Below are 17701 nucleotides of genomic sequence, written 5' to 3'. Positions count from 1 at the left end.
GGTAGTTCGTTCAGGTCTCTGGCCAGCGGGGATGTGTTGGTTCCAGCCCGAGGAGGTCGAGGAGATGGAGCTGGATGCCCTGGCTGATGACGATGGTGGGCGGGTCTGTGGCGCTGCCGACCCGCAGTCGCAGGCCGGACAGGTGGTAGAGGATCATCCGGCCGGTGGGTCGGATCATCTGGTTCCCCGGATACAGGCCCCGCATCTTCTGCGCGCCTCCCAGGGCCCGTCGGACCTGGCGCTCGATCAGGCAGAACACCAGCAGGGCCAGGCAGATCACGGTGACCAGTGCGGCGACCCTCTTGTTGTCCTGCACGAAGACCGGTGTGACGGCCAGGGGGCCCTTGAAGTCGCTGTAGCGGCGCTCGACCGCACCCTGGCCCTTGTAGCGCCGCAACACTTCGGCGGCGTCGGCTTGTTCGGGTGTGAGGGTGGTCAACAGCGCGTACCAGCCGTCGACGGCCGCCTCGGCTGCCAGGATGTCCTGGTCGAAGTACCAGGTGAGGGCGGGGCGGCCGGTGTCGTCGGTCGTGATGGACGTGCGCAGGCAGTCAGTGACCCGGCGGGTCCTGGTGATCACGCCGATGCGTGCGGCGATCTTCTCCACCGTGTTGTAATAGCGGCCGCCGGCCCCCTGCTGGAGCTTGTCGAGATCCTTGCGGGCCTTGGCCAGGCGTTTCTCGCGAGCCCGCTGCTGGCCCTTGGCATTGCCGGTGGAGTGCACCAGGATCCGGCGTACTCCCAGCTGAGGGTCGCGCTTGTGCGGCCCGGCAAGGACATGAATGTCCTCAAGGACCCGGTAGGTCTCGCATCGCTCGGCCGGGATGTTCTCATGCCGCTGAGGGGTGTAGTCCACGACGGTGGCCGCATCGAGGTCGAGGGCGGCATAGACCGCGTCATCGACCCTGGAAGCCGGGACGGGTGCGATGAAGCCGACCCCGGCAGCGATGAGGGCGGTGACGTTGCCATACGAGACGAGCTTGGAGTCCGCGATCAGCAGGAACTCCTTGGGGCCCGCTATCGCACGCAGGGCGTTCATGGCGCCGGTGACCTGGGAGATCTCCGTGGCCCCGCCGTCGATGACCCGGGACAGCAGCGGGATGCCGCCGTCGCCGGTCACCGCCAGGCCGGTCTGGACCTGCTTGAGGTCGTAGCGTCAGTCCTTGGGATGCCCGTGCTTGATACGGGGGTAATCCTCGTCCTGGTCATCGGCCGGATAGGCGCCGTGCAGGGACATGGACGTCACGTCCCAGTGGAACGTCGACACATCGATGCCGAACTCGCCGATCGCGCGGGCCGCGACGCTGTCGGTGATCTCCTCAAGGTGCGGGGCGATGGCGTCCAGTGCCCGGCCGAGGCGGTCGTCATTGAGCAGCTCCGGCTCTAGCCCGAACACTTCCTCCACCGCCCAGTCACAGACCCAGTCATCCACCCGCCACAGCGGGGCGGGCGCGGTCAGCCGGTTGGCAACCAGCGTCTCGATGACCTGGCCATGCGTCAGACGGGCGATGTCACGGCCCGGGCACATCCGGTCGACGGTCCCGGCCAGGTCCAGCCGGCGCAGAAACTCGGCAGCGACAGGCAGAGCGCCCAGACGCTTCTCCACCACGGCACTGACCACGCATTCCATGCGCGGCCGCAGAGTCCGTGTCCGCGGGGACCGGGAAGATTTCATCACACCCCATCAACGCGGCTACTCCCGAACCGGACACCGGCCAGACCACAGCTCCACCTGAATCAGCCACCCGCGAAGTACGGAACTAGCCGAAGGCATCCCACATGCTGTCCTGAAGATCATCGCCTGCGGACACCTCGCCACCGAACAGCCCCAAGCCCTCCAAGCCGCGCTCACCGCCCACCTGCCCGCGCACCGCACCGGGGACGGGACGCGGACTTCCCTGGTTGGAGGTCCAGCCCCGACTTGGCGACGAGGCCGTTGAGAGGCTTTGGCGGAGCACACCCGCGGTGACCGCCACGACCGGGGCGACGTAGCACGACCGGGGCGACGTAGATGGTGAACGCGGCGCGCGCCGGCCGAAGCGTCCGGCTGATGTGGAACGGAAAAGCGCTCAAGTAATGAGGATCAGGCGTGGCATCACACCGCGCCGTCCTCTGTCAGTCCCAGGGGGCGGCCGACCGCGCCCGCACCCAGATGTGGCTGTTCACTCCGGTCACGGCTGACGAGTTGTCCGGTGAGGACGGGAACGCAGGCGGGGAAGGCCAGAATCGCCGGCTCAGTAGAACGCCCCGAACTCGTCGTCAGCGGGCCCGCTGACGATGTGGGACACGGTCTAAGGTCATCCGGTGAAGAGTAGCGACGCGACGCGTTCCCAGGTCCTCGACGGCATCCGTCCGACGACGGCGCCCAGCAACTGGAGGGACCGTCTTCGCCTGTTCGGGTACGCCGGATGCCCCCGGACCGACATCCGCGAACGGCTGGTTCCCCCCTTCCCGAAGCCCGGGACCCGCGTCTGGGAGCTCATGGGCCTTAGCCCGACACCGGCGTACCGCGTCGCGAAGGCGATGGGCTGGCTGGGGCCGGTGCTCGTCGCCGTCTTAGCCGGAGCGATCCGCTTCTGGCGCCTCGGGCACCCGCGGAACATCGTCTTCGACGAGACCTACTACGCCAAGGACGCCTGGTCCTTACTGCGGCTCGGCTACGAGGGCACCTGGCCCGACCGCAAGATCGCCGACCCGCAGATCCTTGCGCACCCCCAGGTGATCCCGCTCTCCGACACCGGGGCCTTTGTCGCGCACCCGCCGACGGGCAAGTGGGTGATCGCCCTCGGCGAGTGGATGTTAGGCCTCAACCCGTTCGGCTGGCGCTTCATGACGGCGGCACTGGGCACGTTGTCAGTGCTGATGCTGTGCCGAATAGGACGCCGCCTGTTCCGGTCGACAGTGCTGGGCTGCATGGCCGGCGCGCTGATGGCGGTGGACGGTCTGCACTTCGTGATGAGCCGCGCCGCTCTGCTCGACCTCGTCGTCATGTTCTTCGTACTGGCGGCGTTCGGATGCCTGCTGATCGATCGGGACAGTGCGCGAGCCCGGCTCGCGGCAGCCCTGCCGGTGGGCGAGGGCGGCCACGCGCGCCCGGACCAGGACACCGGCGACCACGCCGGGACAGGAGTGCGCCCATGGCGGCTCACGGCTGGCCTCTTCCTGGGACTGGCGGCCTCGACCAAGTGGAACGGCCTGTACGTCCTGGCCTTTTTCATGGTCCTCACCGTGCTGTGGGACGTCGGCGCCCGCCGCGTCGCGGGGGCACGCCACCCCTACCGGACGGTACTGCGCAGGGATCTCGGCTGGTCGGTGCTGTCCGTCGTTCCGGTGGCCGTGGTGACCTATCTGGCGACGTGGACCGGCTGGTTCCTGTCCGACAACGGTTACGGGCGGCACTGGGCGGACGGCCGCGGTGGCACATGGTCGTGGATTCCCGCCCCGCTCCGCAGCCTGTGGCACTACGAGTACGGCGTCTACCAGTTCAATGTGGGACTGCACACTTGGCACCGGTACGAGTCCAACCCGTGGAGCTGGCTGGTCCTCGGCCGTCCTGTGGCGTTCTCCTATCAGTCGCCGAAACCCGGGCAGGACGGGTGCCACGCGGCGTCCGGCTGCTCGCAGGAGATCCTCGCACTGGGCACGCCGTTGCTGTGGTGGTCGGCATGCTGCGCACTTGTGTATCTGCTCTATCGCTGGGCGCTGCGCCGCGACTGGCGCGCGGGCGCCATCCTGTGTGCGGCGGGTGCCGGTTATCTGCCCTGGTTCCTGTACCAGGACCGTACGATCTTCTCCTTCTACGCGGTCGTCTTCGTGCCGTACCTGTGCCTGGCCGTGGCGATGATGCTGGGCGCGCTGCTGGGTCCTCCGGGGGCGACTGAGAAACGCCGCATACGGGGTGCGGTGGCTGCAAGCGCTCTCGTGTTGCTCATCGCCTGGAACTTCATCTATTTCCTCCCGATCTACACCGGGCAGACGATCCCGTATCCCAGCTGGCACGCCAGAATGTGGCTCGACACCTGGGTCTGAGGCTTACCTTGGCCGGGGGTTGGGAGCTGCTGCCGGGATAGTGAGCAGGAGCGACTTCTGGTGAGTGTGAGTGAGTGCTGGGGCTGGATGCGGTTGTTCCGCTGTGCGCCGGAGGGTCTCCTCTGTCATGGGGGTGTGTTCTGGCCCTTCGTTCCTCGAGAGGAGAACGGGGGTTCTTGGGTCGAATGGGTGACCTTTGCGGAGGGTGCTCGTTGACTGCGATGGCGGGGATCTTCGGCCGGGCGGGGTGAACGGGTGGGCGCGCTGCGTGAGTTGGCGGAATCCTTCGTGGTGCCCGGTCCCACCGGGGTGGCCGTCCGGGACCGGCTGCGGGTGTCGCAGGCGGACGCAGCGGTGCTGGCCGAGGTCGGCGGCTTCCTGGGTTCGCTGGCCGCAGCGGATCTCGCGGGGCGGTCCCGGCAGGGGCTGGTGCACGATGCGGCCTCATGGGCGGTGCGCAAGCGGGCACTGACGGGTAGGTCGTCGGCGCGCTGGGCGGGCAGCATCACCAAGGCCACCCACGATCAGTGGGCGCTGGCCCGGCGCGGGCAGGCGGCCTATGCGGGCTGGCTGTGGGGGCAGATCGCGTCGATCGAGGCGCGGCTGGCCCGGCCGCTGGGCTCCAGGGCGGACAAACGCGAAGGGCTGGCGCGCGGCTACGCCACGCGTGGTGAGTGGCATGCCAAGTCCCGCCGCCTGCAGACCTTGAAGGATCGCCTTGCTTTGCTGGAGGCGGACTGGAAGGCGGGCCGGGTGCGGGTGGTGCGCGGCGGCAAACGGCTCGCCAACACCCGCCACCACCTGGCGGCGGCCGGGCTGAGCGAGCAGGCGTGGCGACAGCGGTGGCAGGCGGAGCGGATGTTCCTGGCCGCCGACGGGGAGTCCGGCAAACGCTTCGGCAACGAGACCATCCGCCTCACCGACACCGGACAGGTCTCCCTCAAGCTCCCCGCCCCGCTGGCCCGCCTGGCCAACGCCCCGCACGGCCGGTATGTCCTGGATGCGACCGTGGCGTTCCGGCATCGCGGGCAGGAGTGGCGCGACCGGATCACCGCCAACCGGGCGGTGGCCTACCGCATCCACCACGACGTGGTGCGCGGCCGTTGGTATGTCACCGCCTCCTGGCAGCGCGCCGCTACCCCGGTGCTTCCGCTCGATGCGGCCCTGGCCCGGGGGGTCGTCGGGGTGGACATGAACGACGACCACCTCGCCGCCTGGCAGTTGGACGTGCACGGCAACCCGGTCGGCGAGCCGCAGCGCTTCTTCTACGACCTGACCGGCAGTACGGAGCACCGGGACGCGCAGATTCGGCACGCGCTGAGTCGGCTGCTGTACCACGCCCGCCGTTGCGGGGCCGCAGCGATCGCCATCGAAGATCTCGACTTCGCGGCGGACAAGAGCCGCGAGAAGCACGGTCGCAACAAACGCTTCCGCCGGCTGCTCTCCCGCTTCCCGACCGCGAAACTCAAGGCCCGGCTGGTCTCGATGGCCGCCGAACAGGACCTCGCCATCGTCGCGGTCGACCCGGCCTACACCAGCCGGTGGGGTGCCCAGCACTGGCAGAAACCGCTGACCGCACCGACTCGCAAGATTTCCCGGCACGATGCGGCGAGCATCGCGGTCGGGCGACGCGCCCTTGGACACCCGATCCGGCGACGGACGACACCGCCCCACGACGACCGGAGTGATCGTGGTGGGCATCGGACCGCCCAGGCCCGACGGGAGACCCGACGGCGTGAGGAAACCCGCCCCCACCCACCCGGACCACGCACCAGATGCGCGCCGCCCGGTGGTGGAGCGAAAGCGGGAGACCAGCGTGCCCAACACCGTTCGGGGCACGCGGCTGAGCATGGGTTCTGGCAACAGGACTCGCTCCCGCTCAGTCTTTAGGAACGGTCCGAGGCGTGATCCCGGTTGGTGGCGTTGGTCGGCGTCCATTGCGGGAGGAAGCGCAGCGCTTCCTGTGATGCGGGATCGGGTGCGGCGCCTTTGCCCGGACCCGCCACCATGCCCTTCACCTGGCCGCTGACCATGCACGGCTACGCCAACGGCCCCCTCACCACTACCGGGACCGGCCGCCGTCGCGTCGACGCCCTCACCAACGCGGCCTGTGCGACGGCACCCTCCGGCCGGTGACCGGCGAGGTGTTCCACGGGCTGGAGCGGATCACCGACGCGCACGGGCTGCTGGAGCCGGGGCACACACCGGCAAGATCGTCGTCACCGTCGACCACTGAGTGGTCGCACCGGCTCCCCCCACCTGCCCTCCACATCTTGCTCGTTCAGGGCGCGGAGGGCTCCGCGCGTTGCCCTGACGTCCCCGTACCGCCCTCGCGGGCTTTGTCGGTACGTCCTGACAACGCTGTTGACATCACCGATTGACGGCTCCATAGTACGTGCCACTAGAGCGCGCTAATAAAGCGCTCTAGTGAAGCGAACCGGTGGTCGCACCCACGACCGCCGCAGGCAGCGTTTCGCAACCTCACCGAGGCGCCCGTACTCCGCTCACCGGCTCCAGCGGCCGGGGGTGCTCCCCTTCCTCACGGCTGAGTGGCCTCACGCCCGGCCGCCGTCGTCCGAGAAGCCCTTCCTCACCACAGACCCCTCCCCGACCGCACAGCGAGGTGCAAGGGACATGCACAGAAACCACCGCGCGGCCGCCCTGGCCGCCGTCATCCTCACCGGCACACTGCTCGCCGCCGGCTGCGCCAGCAGCTCAGGCGGCAAGAAGTCCGAGGAAGGCGGCGCGGCCGCCTCGGCGGGCAAGGCGAGCACGCCCCGCATGACCGTGGCCATGGTCACCCACGCGGAGCCCGGCGACACGTTCTGGGACCTGATCCGCAAGGGCGCCCAGGCCGCCGCCGCGAAGGACAACATCAAGCTCGTCTACTCAAGTGACCCCAGCGGCGGCAACCAGGCCAACCTGGTACAGAACGCGATCGACCAGAAGGTCGACGGCATCGCGCTCACCGCCGCCAAGCCGGACGCCATGAAGGACGTGGTGGCCAAGGCCAGGGCGGCCGGCATCCCGGTCGTCGGATTCAACTCGGGCGTGGACGACTGGAAGAAGCTCGGCATGCTCGAGTACTTCGGTCAGGACGAGAACATCGCGGGTCAGGCCTTCGGCGAGCGGCTGAACCAGCTCGGCGCCAAGCATGCCCTCTGCGTCGTCCAGTCACAGGGACAGGTCGCTCTGGAAGCTCGCTGCGCGGGCGTGAAGAAGGGGTTCGCCGGCAAGACGGACACCCTCTACGTCAACGGCACCGACATGCCGTCCGTGAAGTCGACGATCAACGCCAAGCTCAAGCAGGACAGCTCCATCGACCAGGTGGTCACCCTCGGCGCCCCGTTCGCGCTGACGGCCATACAGTCGGTGTCCGACGCGGGCAGCAAGGCGAAGGTCGCGACCTTCGACCTCAACAAGGACCTGGTCAAGGCCGTCCAGAGCGGCCAGGTCGAGTTCGCCGTCGACCAACAGCCCTATCTGCAGGGCTATCTGGCCGTCGACGCTCTGTGGCTGTACAAGACCAACGGGAACTTCAGCGGCGGCGACACATCACCGGTGCTCACCGGGCCGGCCTTCGTCACCAAGGACAACGTCGACCAGATCGCCGAGTTCGCGGCGAAGGGGACGCGATAGCCACGGGGGCAGTGTGACCGGCCGGCATCGCGTCCGTGGTGCCGGCCGAGTCCTGCGCAGCGCGCCTCGCCGCGGACCGCGTGGCCCGAGCCGGCCTCAGGCCCGCGCCTGCGGGGGCGCGCCGCTGGTCCCCCGGATCACCAGCTTCGGGTCCAGCACCGCCTCCCGCGGCTCCACGCCCTCGTTCTCCAGTCGCTCCACCGCGAACCGCACTGCGTGCTCCGCCATGAGCACCGCGTCCTGACGCACGGTCGTCAGGCCAATCGGCATCAGGTGGGAGAGATGACTGTCGTCGTATCCGACGACGGACATGTCCCGCGGGACCTCGACCCCTGCCCGCGTCAGGGCCATCAACAGACCCCACGCACAGCGGTCGTTGCCCGCGAGGACCGCGGTCGGCAGGGGTTGTCCCTGGTCGCGTTCCGCGAGGAGCATCCGGCCCGTCTCGATGCCGGACTCCTCGGTGTGGTCGCCGGGGATCACCCGCACCTCGGGCTGCAGCCCGTGGCGGCGCATCGCGGCCCGGTAGGCGCGGCGCCGCTCGGCCGAGCCGGGGCCGCGGCCGCCGTCGATGTGCACGATCCGACGGTGTCCCAGTTCGACGAGGTGGTCCATGGCCTGACGCACGCCCTTGCCCTCGGCGGAGTGTACGAAGTCGACGTGGGCGTGGGGCACTCGCCGGCTGACCGACACGGTGACGGTGCGGCGCCCGAGCTCGCCGAGGTAGGTGGGCTCCGCGTCGGAGCCGAGCAGGATCACCGCCTCGCAGCGGTGGCTGAGCAGCGCCTCGATCGCTTTGGCCTCCTCGCGGCTCTGGGTGGCCGCGGAGAGCAGGACGTCGTAGCCGAGCCGTTCGGCCTCCGGATAGATGCCCGCGATGAGGTCCGAGTGGAACGTCTGGTGCACGGTGAACATCACGCCGAGTGTGCGGCTGCGGCCGCGGGCCAGCAACCGGGCCGCGTTGTCGGGGTGATAGCCGATCTCGTCGGCGACGCGCAGGACCCGCTCGCGGGTCTCCTGGCCGGCTCCCGGCAGGCCGCGGAAGATGATCGAGACGAGCGCCCTCGACACGCCCGCCTTCGCGGCGACGTCCGCCATCGTGGGCCGCTGCTTGGACGACGCATCCACCTGTGAACCACCCTTCGACGCGCCCCACCTTACGGCCGGCCGCGAAATCTCGCGGTAACAAGCTATTGACATGACATTTGGACAGGGGTCATCGTACTCGCCTAGAGCGCGCTAGTAGAGCGCGATAGTTCAAGTTCTCCCCGGAAAACTCCCCCGTGTCTCCGGAGCGAAGGGAAGCAGCGTGATCCCGTTCGAGGTGCTGACCATGGGCCGCGTGGGAGTGGACGTGTATCCACTCCAAACAGGCGTGGGGCTGGCTGAGGTCACGTCGTTCGGCAGATATCTGGGTGGCAGTCCGACGAACGTGGCCGTGGCCGCCGCGCGTTACGGCCGCTCGTCTGCCGTGATCACGAAGAACAGCCGACCACCGGCTTCAACTTCCCCACCTCCAACTGATCTCCGCACCCCTGTCCCTCTTTCCTAAGGACACGCCATGGCAACGGCGCCATCCTCCCTCCGCACCACCGCGGGCAACCTGTGCCTCGGCTCCGCCCCCGACTCCTGGGGAGTCTGGTTTCCCGAGGACGAGCACCAGGTGTCGTACACCCGCTTCCTCGACGAGCTCGCGCAGGCCGGCTACAAGTGGCTGGAACTCGGGCCGTACGGCTACCTCCCCACCGACCCGCAGAAGCTGAAGGAGGAGCTGGACGCCCGCGGCCTCCAGGTCTCCGGCGGCACCGCCTTCGGCGCGTTGCACCGCCCCGAAGCGTGGGACGGGATGCTCGCGCACGTTCGCCAGGTCGCCACGCTGACCGCCGCCGCGGGAGCACACCACCTCGTTCTCATCCCGCCCATGTACCGGGACGAGAAGACCGGCGCGTTCACCGAGTCGCCCGAACTGACCGCCGAGCAGTGGGCCGGCTTCGGCCGGAACGCCGACCGGCTCGGCAAACTGCTCCTCGACGAGTACGACGTACGGCTCGTCATCCACCCGCACGCCGACAGTCACATCCAGACCCAGCCGGAGATCGAGCGGCTGCTCAACGAGTCGGACGGCCGCTATACCAATCTCTGTCTGGACACCGGGCACGTCGCCTACGGCGGCGGTGACAACCTCGACCTGATCCGCCGCTTCGGCGAGCGCGTCGGCTACGTCCACATCAAGCAGATGGACCCCGAGGTACTGGCCCAAGTCGCCGCCGAGCACCTGTCGTTCGGCGAAGCCGTCAAGCGCGGAGTGTGCGTGTCGCCTCCGGCCGGTGTGCCGAATCCCGCCGACGTGGTCACCGAACTCTCCCGTCTCGACGCCGAGTTGTTCGTGATCGTCGAGCAGGACCTCTACCCGTGCGCTCCCGGTGTGCCGCTGCCCATCGCGGTCAGCACGCGTGAGCACCTGGCCGGCTGCGGCCTCACCGGAACCCGACAGCCCGAACATCAACCGGTAGGAGGCGGCCATGGACGTCAGGGACGACGCGACTCAGGCCTCCGCCACCGCCGGCACGGGCTCCTCCTCTCGGGCGGTCTCCCGGCGGCTGCGGCTCATCACCGTCATCGCTACCTTCGGCGGACTGCTCTTCGGCTACGACACCGGCGTCATCAACGGCGCACTGCCGTATATGACCGACGACCTGGGTCTGACCCCGGTCACCGAGGGCATGGTCACCAGCTCGCTGCTGCTCGGGGCCGCGCTGGGCGCGGTGACGGGCGGGCGGTTGTCGGACGCGCGCGGACGGCGCCGAACGATCCTCACGCTCGCCGTGGTGTTCTTCGTCGGCGCGCTCGGCTGCACGCTCGCGCCGAACACGGCGGTCATGGTGGTGGCACGGTTCGTGCTCGGCCTCGCGGTCGGCGGCGCGTCGGTGACCGTGCCGGTCTACCTCGCGGAGATCTCGCCCGCCGAGCGGCGCGGCGCACTGGTCACCCGCAACGAACTCATGATCGTCAGCGGCCAGTTGCTCGCCTTCACCTCCAACGCGATCATCGCCCAGGTCGGCGGCGAGTCCGGCGGCGTGTGGCGCTGGATGCTTGTCCTCGCTACTCTCCCAGCCGTCGTGCTCTGGTTCGGCATGCTGGTGATGCCGGAAAGCCCGCGCTGGCTCGCCTCGCAGACCCGGTTCGGCGAGGCTCTGGAGGTCCTCAAGCAGGTGCGGTCCCAGCAGCGGGCCGAGGCCGAGCTGGCCGAGGTGTCCGCGCTCGCCGTCAAGGAGGAGCAGGAGAAACTCGGCGGCTGGCAGGACATGAAGGCCACGCCGTGGGTGCGCAGGCTGATGTTCATCGGCTTCGGCATCGCCATCGTGCAGCAGATCACCGGCGTCAACACGATCATGTACTACGGCACCCAGATCCTCACCGACGCCGGATTCGCCTCGGACAGCGCGCTGACGGCGAACATCGCCAACGGCGTGATCTCCGTGCTCGCCACGTTCGTCGGTATCTGGCTACTGGGACGGGTCAACCGCCGCCCGATGCTGATGACCGGTCAGATCGGCACCACGGCAGCCCTGTTGATGATCGGTGTCTTCTCGCTGGCGCTGCCGTCCGGTGACGGCCGGGCCTACGCGGTGCTGGCCATGACCGTCACCTTCCTCGCCTTCCAGCAGGGTGCGATCTCGCCGGTGACCTGGCTGATGCTGTCGGAGATCTTCCCGATGCGGATGCGCGGCTTCGGGATGGGCGTCGCGGCCGTGGTGCTGTGGCTGACCAACTTCGTGATCGGTCTGGTGTTCCGCTCGCTGGTCGACGGGATCGGGATCTCCAACACCTTCTTCCTGTTCGTGGTGGCGGGCGTCTTGTCCCTCACCTTCGTCAAGCGCTACGTCCCCGAGACCAAGGGCCGCAGCCTCGAAACCCTCGAAGCCGAACTCCGAGCGCGCTTCTCCTGACCCTCTCCACCCAAGGATTCGACATGACCGTACGTGTAGGTGTCATCGGCGCCGGAATGATCGGCCAGGACCACATACGACGACTCACCGACGTCGTCACGGGCGCACACGTCACCGCGGTGACTGACATCGACCAGGCCCGCGCCGCCGAGGTGGCCACCCTCGTCGGTGCCGCCGCGCTGCCGACCGGCGCCGAGCTCGTCGCCTCCCCCGAGGTGGACGCCGTCCTCGTCACCTCCTGGGGTCCCACCCACGCCGAGCACGTCCTGAACGCCGTGGCCGCCGGCAAGCCGGTGTTCTGCGAGAAGCCCCTCGCCACGACCGCCGAGGACTGTCTGCGCATCGTCGAGGCCGAGCGCGCGCACGGCCGCCGCCTGGTCCAGGTCGGCTTCATGCGCCGCTTCGACGTGGGCTACCGCCAGATGAAGGAGGTCCTCGCCTCCGGCTCCCTCGGCACCCCGCTGATCGTGCACTGCGCCCACCGCAACCCCACCGTGCCGGACTCGTACACCTCCGCGATGGCAGCGCAGGACACGGCCGTACACGAGATCGACGTCCTGCGATGGCTGCTCGACGACGAGATCGTCTCCGCGCAGGTGATCACCCCGCGCGCCACGAGCAAGCGGTTCGGCCACCTCAAGGACCCGCAGATCATGCTCTTCGAGACCGCGAACGGCGTCCGTATCGACCTGGAGGTCTTCGTCAACTGCCAGTATGGCTACGACATCCAGTGCGAGACCGTGGCCGAGAAGGGCCTGGTCCGGCTGCCCGACCCGGCCGCCGTCGCCGTCCGCACCGCCGGACGTCACGGCACCGGCGTCCCGCAGGACTGGAAGGGCCGCTTCGCGGACGCCTTCGACACCGAGTTCCGCGAGTGGATCGCCGCCGTCGAGGCCGGCACTGAGCCCACTGGCCCGTCCGCCTGGGACGGCTACGCCGCCACCGTCATCACCGACGCCGCCGTCCGCTCCCTGGACACCGACGGCTCCGTCGTCACCGTGGACATGAAGCCCCGCCCCGCCTTCTACGGAGGCACGGCATGAAGATCGCCCTCGACCCGTACATGTTCCGTGCTCTGCCCATCGACGACATGGTGCGTACGGTCGCCGAACTCGGCTACGAGTACATCGAGTTGTCGCCGCGCAACGACTTCATGCCGTTCTTCCTGCATCCGCGGGCGGACGACGAGCGGATCGCGCTGCTGAAGAACTCCCTGCGTACGCATGGCGTCAAGCTGTCCTCCGTACTGCCGCTGTACAAGTGGTCCTCGCCCGACGAGACCGAGCGGCAGTCGGCCGTCCGCTACTGGAAGCGGATGATCGAGATCACGGTCGAGCTCGAATGCCCGCTGATGAACTCGGAGTTCAACGGCCGACCGGAGCGCGCCGCCGAGAGCGAGGCCGCCTTCTGGCGCTCCATGGAGGACCTGCTGCCCGTCTTCGAGCGCGAGGGTATCGCCCTCAACCTGGAGGCCCACCCGGACGACTTCTGCGAGGAGAACACCCCCGCCGTCGACCTGGTCCGCGCGATCAACAAGCCCTGGGTGAACTACCTTTACTGCGCCCCGCACTCCTTCCACCTCTCCGGGGCTTCGGAGGTCGGGGCGGACATCGCGGCGATGATGCGCTACGCGGGCGACAAGCTCCAGCACGTGCACGTCGCCGACTCCTTCAACCACAAGGGCTCCTCCGGCCTGCGCTACATCCTCAACCCGCCCGGCACCGCCGCCCGCATCCACCAGCACCTCGACATCGACCAGGGCGAGGTCGACTGGGACGCCTTCTTCGGCACCCTGCGCGACCTGAACTTCGACGGCGTCGCCACGGCCTGCGTCTTCGCCTGGGAGGAACGGGCCAGGAAGTCCTCGGCGTTCATGCTGGACCGCATCACCAAGGAGCTCGCCGCGTAACGGAGACGCGCATGCTCGCGGTCGCCCCTTCCGAGGTGGGGCGGTGCGGCGGCCAAGTGCTCCAGGGCCGTCGAGACGCCCGCCTGTCCATATAGCCCGTGCGGGCGGGGTATATGCCGACATACATCACATAGAGATCTCTTGCTGACATAGTGCGGCCATGGAGATCACGCCCTCTGGCATCCGAGTCAGCCGTACGACCGGGAGCCGCGTGCCTCCACCGACCGGCCGCCGCGTCCATCGGGCGATGAGGAGCCGCGTGCGCCGGCCGATCCATGCATGCCGCTACGCCTGCCGGTTCCTCCGGTGAAGGCGCCGTTCACGAGGACCCCACAGGAACCGGCCCCAAGGGACGGTGCTTCCCATGGCCTGCGTAACCGCCGCACGGCCCTCGCCCTCGCCTTCACCGGTGCCGTCGGGATCACCGGTGCCGCCGTCCTCGTCGGCGTGCTCCCCGACGAGGGCCACTCCCCCGCGCCCGGCCCCTCCGCCGCCTCGTCCGGCGCGGCCCCGTCCCCGGGCGCTCCAGGCATCGGCGACCCGCTCGTGCCGCTCGACGGCAACGGCGGCTACACGGTCCGGCACTACACGCTCGACTTCGACTGGCGGGCTCCCAAGACGCCCTTCCGCGCCGGCGCCACCCTCAGCGCCACCTCCACGCAGGCCCTGTCCCGCTTCGACCTCGACTTCGCGGGCAACACGTTGCACACGGTCACCGTCGACGGCGCACCGGCGACCGCCGTACGCCACGGCGACGAACTCGTCGTCACCCCCGCGAAGCCGATCCCCCACGGCAGCACCTTCACCGTGCGGGTCTCCTACACCGCCGACCCGACGCAGCGACGGCACCGGGACGACGCGATCCAGGACTACGGCTGGGTGCCCACGGCCGACGGCACCGTGCTCTATGCGCAGCCCAACGGTGCCAAGATGATCTTCCCGGCGAACGACCATCCGAGCCTGCGGGCGCCGGTCACCTTCCGGATCACCACCCCACCGGGTCTCAGCGCAGTGGCCAACGGCCGGCTCGTGGACCGCGCCCGGCGACCCGACGGACGGGTGCGGTGGACGTACGACTCCGAGCAGCCGGTCGCGGCGCAGCTGGTCCAGGTGGCGATCGGGAAGTTCGCCTTCGTCGACAGCGTCGGCCCACGCGGGCTTCCCGTCCGGGACGTGGTCCCGCATCGCCTGGTCACCGACACCGAGGCGTACCGCTCGCTCACCCCCGAGCACCTGGCCTGGCTGGAACGTCGGCTCGGCCCGTACCCCTTTCGCCGCTACGGCGTGCTGGTGGGGGACACCGACCTGCCGGTGGCGCTGGAGACGCAGTCGCTGTCCGTCGTACCGAGTGCCGCCCTGCTGGGTGACCGGGTCGACGCCGAGCGCGACCTCGTGCACGAGCTGACCCACCACTGGACCGGCGACAGTGTCGCCATCCGGCGCTGGTCAGACCTGTGGCTGAGCGAGGGCCACGCCCGCTTCTACGAGCGTCTCTACTCCGACACGCACGGCGGCGCCGCCATCGAGGACGCGATGCGGGCGGCGTACGAGCAGCACGACCAGTGGCGTCACGACGACGGGGCGCCCGCCGAACCCACCGAGCCGACCCTGTTCAAGCGCATGCGGTACGACGGCTCGGCGCTGGTGCTCTACGCCCTTCGGGAGAAGGTCGGCGAGCAGACCTTCGACAGGATCGAGCGGTCCTGGGTGACGAAGTACCGGGGCCGGGCCGCGGGCACCCGGGACTTCGTCGCGCTCGCGTCCCAGGTCGCCGGCGAAGACCTCAATCCGTTCCTGACCCCGTGGCTCTACGGGGCGCACACCCCGCCCATGCCGGGGCACCCCGACTGGCAGGTGAACCCGGTCCAGGACTGAACCGTCACCCCGCCGGTGCCGGACCGTACCGCGCGGTACGGGCGACCGGCGTCGACTCCCCGCCGGAGCGAACGTGCTGCCGCCGACCGGGTGGCCTCTGCCGTGAGGCTGGTCCACGCCGGTGACGCTCGGCGCGACACGGCGTGACGGGCACGGAAGCGTACGAGGGGTGGCGTGAAGGGCAACTCCCTTGTCCTTATGCGACGAGCATGATTGCGACGAGCATGTTGGAGACCCTTGCAATGAGAAAACCTGTCGCCCCCCGTGTCACCAGCGCAGCCGTGTGCGGATGCCGCCGGATCGTCTGCGTGACCGCATCAGCGGCGGTCCTGATGCCACTGCTGATCGGCCCGCCGGCCTTCGAGGTGGCTGCCGACCAACGCCTGCAGAACGCCTTCGCGGCCGCCGCGGACGAATACCACGTGCCGCGAAGTGTGCTCATGGGCGTGTCCTATCTGCAGTCGCGATGGGACTCCCATCCGGGCGCCCCGAGCGTCGTCGGCGGCTACGGGCCCATGCACCTGGTGGACGCCCGCCCGGCCCCGGCGGCGCCGCCGCCCCGCGGGAGTACCCCGCCGCCCGCGGTCGCGGCGGGGCCGCCGGGCTCACCCGAGGCGAACTCCTCGGGCAGCCGCTCCGAGCAGCGGGCGGACCTGCAACACGCCGCCCGCCTGATCGGGGCCCCGGCGGGGCGGCTGCGGACGGACGCTGCCGCCAACGTCCGCGGCGGGGCGGCACTCCTGGCGGCGGCGCAACGACAGCTCGGCAAGCCGCTCAGCCCCAACCCGGCGGACTGGTGGGAGGCGGTGGCACGCTTCCCGGGCACGGACGACACCACGGTGGCGGCGACGTACGCGAACGACGTCTTCGCGGTGATCCGCCAGGGAGCGCACCGCACCACCGACGCGGGGCAGCACCTCACCCTCCCCGCCAACCCGGCGTTGCGCGCCCACATCCCGCAGGGCGCAGGGCAGCCGAAGGACGTCGAGTGCCCGGCGGAACTGTCCTGCTCCTGGCTCAGCGCGCCGTACGTCGAGCTCGAGGACGACGACTACGGCAACCACGACCTGGCCGACCGCCCCAGGGACCAGAAGATCGAGTACATCGTCATCCACGACACCGAGGCGCCCCTGCTGTCCATGCTGAAGACCGTGCAGGATCCGACGGAGGCGTCTTGGCACTACTCGGTCCGCTCCAGTGACGGCCACATCACCCAGCACGTCAGGACCAAGGACACGGCCTGGCACTCCGGCAACCAGTTCGTGAACGCCCGCTCGATCGGCATCGAGCACGAAGGGTTTCTCACGCAACCCAACGCCTGGTACTCGGAACAGATGTACCGGGCCTCGGCCCGCTTGGTGCGTTACCTCGCGAAGAAGTACGGCGTCCCGCTCGACCGGCAGCACATCTTCGGTCACGACAACGTGCCGGCCCCGACCGCCGGCAGCATCCCCGACATGCACGACGACCCCGGCCCCTTCTGGGACTGGCGGCACTACTTCGACCTCCTCGGCGCGCCGCTGCGTGCCACGGCCGGACCGGACAGCGACATGGTGACCGTACTGCCGGACTTCGCCACCCACAGACCGCGGTTCACGGGATGCGGCGGGAGCGGTGTGCCGTGTACGCCCCACGGCTCCAGCGCCGTCCGCCTCCACACCGAGCCGGACGACAACGCCCCGCTGATCCAGGATCCGGGCCGGCGCCCGAACGGCGACGACTCCACGGAGGACGTCAACGACCTGGGGTCGCGGGTGTCCGCCGGCCAGTCCTACGCGGTCGCCGAACGCAGCGGCGATTGGACGGCGATCTGGTTCCAGGGCCACAAAGCGTGGTTCAGGAACCCGAAGAATCACCCGACAGCCGTCGGTGCGAAGGGCCGGATGGTGACTCCGAAGGAGGGCCTGAACGAGATCCCGGTGTACGGGCGTGCCCTCCCGGAGGAGAACGCCTACCCGGAGGGGATGCCGGAGCAGCCCGAGTCGCCGCTCCCGTACAGCCTCCTCGCGGGCCAGCGGTACGTGACACGGTCCCAGCTGACCGGTTCCTACATCGACCGGTCGTCCTACGGCGACACACCGAGCCCGGTGGTGAAGGGCCGGGAGAAGTACTACGAGATCCAGTTCGGCCACCGGCTCGCCTACGTCCGCGCGAGCGATGTGGACGTGGTGACCGCACGAGCCAGGTAGGACCGCCGTCAGGACACGCGGCGCGGCCTCCCTGGCGATGACAGACCGAAGCCGGAGTCTGCGCATCACGGGCGGCGGGTCAAGAACGACTGGCTCAGGACCGGCCCAGC

General features: G+C 69.4%; 11 protein-coding genes and 3 pseudogenes. 11 read left to right on the top strand and 3 right to left on the bottom strand.

Going from position 1 to position 17701, the window contains the following annotated elements:
- Positions 1-10 precede the first annotated feature (10 nt).
- Positions 11-1144: pseudogene (locus ACFY0T_RS23820) on the bottom strand (hypothetical protein); the annotation flags it as partial.
- Positions 1145-1156: 12 nt separating this feature from the next.
- The gene (locus tag ACFY0T_RS23815; RefSeq protein WP_388873963.1) at positions 1157-1621 is read right to left on the bottom strand and encodes a DUF4277 domain-containing protein; all 465 of its coding nucleotides are present in this window, start codon (positions 1619-1621) and stop codon (positions 1157-1159) included.
- A 683-nt stretch (positions 1622-2304) separates the two neighbouring features.
- Here ACFY0T_RS23815 and ACFY0T_RS23810 point away from each other — a divergent pair.
- The 4 genes from ACFY0T_RS23810 to ACFY0T_RS23795 all read left to right on the top strand — a co-directional run bounded on the left by ACFY0T_RS23810 (position 2305) and on the right by ACFY0T_RS23795 (position 7668).
- Positions 2305-4029: a dolichyl-phosphate-mannose--protein mannosyltransferase gene (locus ACFY0T_RS23810; protein WP_388873960.1), complete on the top strand. Its 1725-nt coding sequence runs from the start codon at positions 2305-2307 to the stop codon at positions 4027-4029.
- A 255-nt stretch (positions 4030-4284) separates the two neighbouring features.
- Positions 4285-5919, top strand: coding sequence for an IS200/IS605 family accessory protein TnpB-related protein (locus ACFY0T_RS23805; RefSeq protein ID WP_388873957.1), 1635 nt, complete (start codon positions 4285-4287; stop codon positions 5917-5919).
- A 117-nt stretch (positions 5920-6036) separates the two neighbouring features.
- Complete coding sequence (locus tag ACFY0T_RS23800; RefSeq protein ID WP_388873954.1) at positions 6037-6165, top strand: hypothetical protein; 129 nt, start codon at positions 6037-6039, stop codon at positions 6163-6165.
- A gap of 498 nt (positions 6166-6663) precedes the next feature.
- The gene (locus ACFY0T_RS23795) at positions 6664-7668 is read left to right on the top strand and encodes a sugar ABC transporter substrate-binding protein (protein ID WP_388873951.1); all 1005 of its coding nucleotides are present in this window, start codon (positions 6664-6666) and stop codon (positions 7666-7668) included.
- 96 nt (positions 7669-7764) lie between these two features.
- Here ACFY0T_RS23795 and ACFY0T_RS23790 read toward each other — a convergent pair whose 3' ends face one another.
- Positions 7765-8766 carry a LacI family DNA-binding transcriptional regulator gene (locus tag ACFY0T_RS23790; protein WP_388874347.1) on the bottom strand — a complete coding sequence of 334 codons (1002 nt, stop codon included), beginning with the start codon at positions 8764-8766 and terminating at the stop codon, positions 7765-7767.
- A gap of 214 nt (positions 8767-8980) precedes the next feature.
- Between ACFY0T_RS23790 and ACFY0T_RS23785 the strand changes: the two are divergent.
- The 7 genes and pseudogenes from ACFY0T_RS23785 to ACFY0T_RS23755 all read left to right on the top strand — a co-directional run.
- Positions 8981-9166, top strand: a pseudogene (locus ACFY0T_RS23785) (PfkB family carbohydrate kinase); the annotation flags it as partial.
- Positions 9167-9229: 63 nt separating this feature from the next.
- Positions 9230-10165: pseudogene (locus tag ACFY0T_RS23780) on the top strand (TIM barrel protein); the annotation flags it as partial.
- Between the two features lie 25 nt (positions 10166-10190).
- On the top strand, positions 10191-11618 hold the full coding sequence (locus tag ACFY0T_RS23775) for a sugar porter family MFS transporter (protein ID WP_388873948.1): 1428 nt from the start codon (positions 10191-10193) through the stop codon (positions 11616-11618).
- Between the two features lie 23 nt (positions 11619-11641).
- Complete coding sequence (locus tag ACFY0T_RS23770; protein WP_388873945.1) at positions 11642-12661, top strand: Gfo/Idh/MocA family oxidoreductase; 1020 nt, start codon at positions 11642-11644, stop codon at positions 12659-12661.
- Positions 12658-13527, top strand: coding sequence for a sugar phosphate isomerase/epimerase family protein (locus tag ACFY0T_RS23765; protein ID WP_388873942.1), 870 nt, complete (start codon positions 12658-12660; stop codon positions 13525-13527). The genes ACFY0T_RS23770 and ACFY0T_RS23765 overlap by 4 nt, the downstream gene beginning before the upstream one ends.
- A 279-nt stretch (positions 13528-13806) precedes the next feature.
- The gene (locus ACFY0T_RS23760; RefSeq protein ID WP_388873939.1) at positions 13807-15402 is read left to right on the top strand and encodes a M1 family metallopeptidase; all 1596 of its coding nucleotides are present in this window, start codon (positions 13807-13809) and stop codon (positions 15400-15402) included.
- 242 nt (positions 15403-15644) lie between these two features.
- Complete coding sequence (locus ACFY0T_RS23755; protein ID WP_388873936.1) at positions 15645-17591, top strand: N-acetylmuramoyl-L-alanine amidase; 1947 nt, start codon at positions 15645-15647, stop codon at positions 17589-17591.
- Positions 17592-17701: the final 110 nt, after the last annotated feature.

This window comes from Streptomyces sp. NPDC001530 (genome assembly GCF_042894545.1).
In the GTDB taxonomy this organism is placed as follows: Bacteria; Actinomycetota; Actinomycetes; order Streptomycetales; family Streptomycetaceae; genus Streptomyces.
The sequence above is the reverse complement of the archived record's forward strand: the minus strand, read 5'-3'. Positions and strand labels throughout refer to the sequence as shown.

Bases quoted from the DNA above. Each gene is read 5' to 3' on its own strand.
- ACFY0T_RS23770 (WP_388873945.1), top strand. From the start codon at position 11,642: ATGACCGTACGTGTAGGTGTCATCGGCGCCGGAATGATCGGCCAGGAC.
- ACFY0T_RS23775 (WP_388873948.1), top strand. From the start codon at position 10,191: ATGGACGTCAGGGACGACGCGACTCAGGCCTCCGCCACCGCCGGCACG.
- ACFY0T_RS23795 (WP_388873951.1), top strand. From the start codon at position 6,664: ATGCACAGAAACCACCGCGCGGCCGCCCTGGCCGCCGTCATCCTCACC.
- ACFY0T_RS23765 (WP_388873942.1), top strand. From the start codon at position 12,658: ATGAAGATCGCCCTCGACCCGTACATGTTCCGTGCTCTGCCCATCGAC.
- ACFY0T_RS23755 (WP_388873936.1), top strand. From the start codon at position 15,645: ATGAGAAAACCTGTCGCCCCCCGTGTCACCAGCGCAGCCGTGTGCGGA.
- ACFY0T_RS23760 (WP_388873939.1), top strand. From the start codon at position 13,807: ATGCCGCTACGCCTGCCGGTTCCTCCGGTGAAGGCGCCGTTCACGAGG.
- ACFY0T_RS23800 (WP_388873954.1), top strand. From the start codon at position 6,037: ATGCCCTTCACCTGGCCGCTGACCATGCACGGCTACGCCAACGGCCCC.
- ACFY0T_RS23790 (WP_388874347.1), bottom strand. From the start codon at position 8,766: ATGGCGGACGTCGCCGCGAAGGCGGGCGTGTCGAGGGCGCTCGTCTCG.